The sequence below is a fragment of the Streptomyces sp. SID3212 genome (assembly GCF_009865405.1).
Taxonomy (GTDB): Bacteria; Actinomycetota; Actinomycetes; order Streptomycetales; family Streptomycetaceae; genus Streptomyces.
Genome location: NZ_WWJY01000931.1, coordinates 1 through 3,226, shown reverse-complemented (window position 1 = coordinate 3,226; position 3,226 = coordinate 1). Strand labels below are relative to the sequence as shown.

Genomic DNA, 3,226 nt, shown 5'->3' with positions numbered 1-3,226 from the left:
TGGAGCCGTCGGAGCCGCGGCGCGTCGAGGTCCCCTCGCTGGGGATCGAGGCGCCCGTCGCGCCCCGGGGCCTGGACGGCGCGGGGGCGGTCGACCCCCCGTCGTACGGGACACCGCAGACGGTCGGCTGGTACGGCCGCGGTGTGCAGCCGGGCGCGGCGGGCACCGCCCTGTTCGTCGGGCACGTCGACACCGAGACGAAGCCGGCCGTCTTCTACGGGCTCAGCTCGGCCCGGCCCGGCGCGAAGGTCCGGGTGGCCAGGAGCGACGGTTCCGTCGCCGAGTTCACCATCGACGACGTGCAGGTCTTCAGCCGGGAGCGGTTCGACGCGAAGAAGGTCTACGGGCCGCGCGAGAAGTCGCGTGCCGAGTTGCGCCTGATCACCTGCGGCGGGACGTTCGACAAGAAGGCCGGCGTGTACACGGCGAACGTGGTGGTGTCGGCGTACCTGACGGGCGTGGACGAGACCCGCGACAGCTGAGCTTTTCCCCGGGATCGCGCGAGGCGGGGTCCCGGGGCTTCAGGCGGGACTCCCCGGGCGAGGGGGCCCGGAAACCGTAATGTGGGGGCCGTGGTCCTTGACTTGGGGGAGCGGATGGACGGCAGTGCGGTACGGGCCACGGCCCTCGCGGCGAGTGCGCTGATCCTGCTCGCGGGCTGCTCGTCCGGTGGCTCGGGCGGCTCCGGCGGCGATGGTCCCGACGGCCCGGACGGTCCCGACCGGGGTGAGCGTGCCGCTTCCTCCGCGCCCGTCGGCCAGCGGCCCAGGGCGGAGGTGCCGTACTGGGTGGATCCCGACAGTACGGCCGCCCGCGAGGCCGTCGCGTACGCCGACCGGGGCGATCCGAAGAGCGCGCGGCTCCTCAGGAAGATCGCCGAACAGCCCGCCGCGTCGTGGATCGGCCCCGACGACCCGAAGGCGCAGGCGGAGGCGATCACCACGGCGGCCACCGAGGCCGGCCGGGACGCGCTGCTCGTGCTCTACAACATCCCGCACCGCGACTGCGGTCAGTACTCGAAGGGCGGCGCCGCCGACGGTGACGCGTACCGGACGTGGATCGACGAAGTCGCGGACGGGATCGGCGCGCGCCGGGCCACGGTGATCCTGGAGCCGGACGCCGTCCTGCACCTGGCGGACGGCTGTACCCCGGAAGCGTTCCGCGAGGAGCGGTACGGGCTGCTCGGCGCGGCGGTCGAGCGGCTCGGCCGGCAGGCGGGGACCTCCGTCTACCTCGACGCGGGCAACCCGGGCTGGCGTACGCCCGACGCGCTCTTCGAGCCGCTGCGGCGCGCGGGCCTCGCCCAGGCCGACGGCTTCGCGGTGAACGTCTCGAACTTCTTCTTGACCGCCGAGAGCGTGGACTTCGGCAAGCGGCTCTCCGCGCGGGTCGGCGGCAAACCGTTCGTGATCGACACCAGCCGCAACGGCAACGGCTCGTACACCTCGGGGGACCCCGGCGAGAACTGGTGCAACCCGCCGGGCCGCGCGCTAGGCGAGGCGCCGACCGTCAGGACCGGCGATCCGCTGGTCAAGGCGTACCTGTGGATCAAGCGCCCGGGGGAGTCGGACGGCGAGTGCCGGGGCGGGCCGCGCGCGGGCGAGTGGTGGGCGGAGTACGCGGTGGGGCTGGCGCGGAACGGGGCGTGACCCGGCGTGCGCGGGTGAAGGGCCGGGTGAAGGGCGTACGTACGCGGAGGGCGCACGCACGCGCACGCTCCAGGCACACGCCCTCGGCGTGCGAACCCCAACAATGGCGGACATACGCCATGTTTCCGAGGTGTACGGGACGGGTGGCGCCGTACGGGAACAGGGGCTGATCCGGCGAAGGAACTGACGAAGGAACTGGCGAAGCCCCCTCACGTGGCGTGAGGGGGCTTCGACCGTCGGTGCGCCGTCAGGGACTCGAACCCCGGACCCGCTGATTAAGAGTCAGCTGCTCTAACCAACTGAGCTAACGGCGCGCGCTGACCTGGAGAACTCTACCCGATCGTCATGGGTGGGCCGGACCATCCGAGGTCCCTCGCGGCTCGTCGGATAGTCGTTTTTTACCTTTGATCCGTCAAAATGCGACTTGTCCAGACAGTTGAGACACTGGCGCCCGTGCAGTCGTGCCGACAGATCTTGATGAGTGTGGAGGGGATTCGCATGACCGTCCCGGCCTTCCAGGAGTACGAGCCCGCTCTTGACTGTCCCTGCCCCGGATGCGCGGGGCGGCGCCGGGATCTGGCGAGAGGGCTGCCGGTACGGGCCGGCGGCCACCCGGGCGCGCACGGCGCCCGGCGGGCGTTGGTGCTGGTCACGGCGGCGGGAGTCGCTCTCGGCGCGACGGGAGTCGCCTTTGGCGCGGCGGGAACGGGCGCGCGGGCCGACATCGGGCCGGACGGGACGGGCTTCGACGGGATCGCGTCCTCGGCCGGCCTGTCCGGGGTCGGTGCCCAGGTCGGCGCCGGTGCCGGGGCGGTGCCGGGAGCCGTGCTCGCCGCCGTACCCGGTGGGGATCCCGACCCGGAGACCCCCCAGGGCGGCAGCGGACCGCTGCACGGGCGGCCGTCGCCCGGACCGGTGGCGGGGAAGCCGTCCGCGCCGCTGCGCGCCACGACCCGGGCGGACATCATCAACCGCGCCAAGCGGTGGGTGAGCGCGCGGGTGCCGTACAGCATGAGCACGTACTGGTCCGACGGGTACCGGCAGGACTGCTCCGGCTATGTCTCGATGGCGTGGAACCTCGCGGGCAACGAATGGACGGGCAGCCTCGCGGAGTACGGCGTGAAGATCGCGCGGGAGGACCTCCAGCCGGGGGACATGCTGCTGTTCCACAACCCGTCCGACCCCAACAAGGGGTCGCACGTCACGCTCTTCGGCGGCTGGACGGACTACACGCACGGGTACTACATCGCGTACGAGCAGACGGATCCGCACACGCGGGCGCAGTCCACGCCGATGGCGTACTGGAGCAACTCGGCGCGGTACGTGGCGTATCGGTACCGGGGGCTGACGGAGGGCACCAGCGGCGCCGCCGGTGGGAGTGGGAAGGCGACGGCGGCGGTGGCGGTCGCGTACCCGGGCGCGCGGGCGTTCGGGCCCGGCGCGCACAACAAGTACGTCACCCAGCTCGGCCGGATGCTGGTCGCTCGCGGCGCCGAACGCTTCTACAGCCTCGGTCCCGGGCCGCGCTGGGAGGAGGCGGACCGGCGGGCCACCCGCGCGTTCCAGCTCGCGCAGGG

3 protein-coding genes and 1 tRNA gene are annotated in these 3,226 nt (G+C 72.8%); 3 read left to right on the top strand and 1 reads right to left on the bottom strand.

Annotated features, from left to right (window positions below):
• Together GT042_RS27620 and GT042_RS27615 are read left to right on the top strand one after the other, a co-directional pair.
• A partial coding sequence (locus tag GT042_RS27620; protein ID WP_161311434.1) for a class F sortase occupies nucleotides 1-482 on the top strand: 482 nt, incomplete at its 5' end.
• Between the two features lie 114 nt (nucleotides 483-596).
• Complete coding sequence (locus GT042_RS27615) at nucleotides 597-1,649, top strand: glycoside hydrolase family 6 protein (protein WP_161311435.1); 1,053 nt, start codon at nucleotides 597-599, stop codon at nucleotides 1,647-1,649.
• Nucleotides 1,650-1,889: 240 nt separating this feature from the next.
• On the opposite strand, the gene GT042_RS27610 is transcribed toward GT042_RS27615, so the two are convergent.
• Nucleotides 1,890-1,963: transfer RNA gene (locus tag GT042_RS27610), tRNA-Lys, on the bottom strand.
• A gap of 184 nt (nucleotides 1,964-2,147) precedes the next feature.
• Here GT042_RS27610 and GT042_RS27605 point away from each other — a divergent pair.
• Nucleotides 2,148-3,226, top strand: a 1,079-nt coding sequence (locus GT042_RS27605) for a peptidoglycan-binding protein (protein WP_161311433.1), incomplete at its 3' end; no start/stop codon positions are given.

Coding starts and splice junctions, on each gene's coding strand:
- GT042_RS27615 (WP_161311435.1), top strand. CDS start 597: ATGGACGGCAGTGCGGTACGGGCCACGGCCCTCGCGGCGAGTGCGCTG.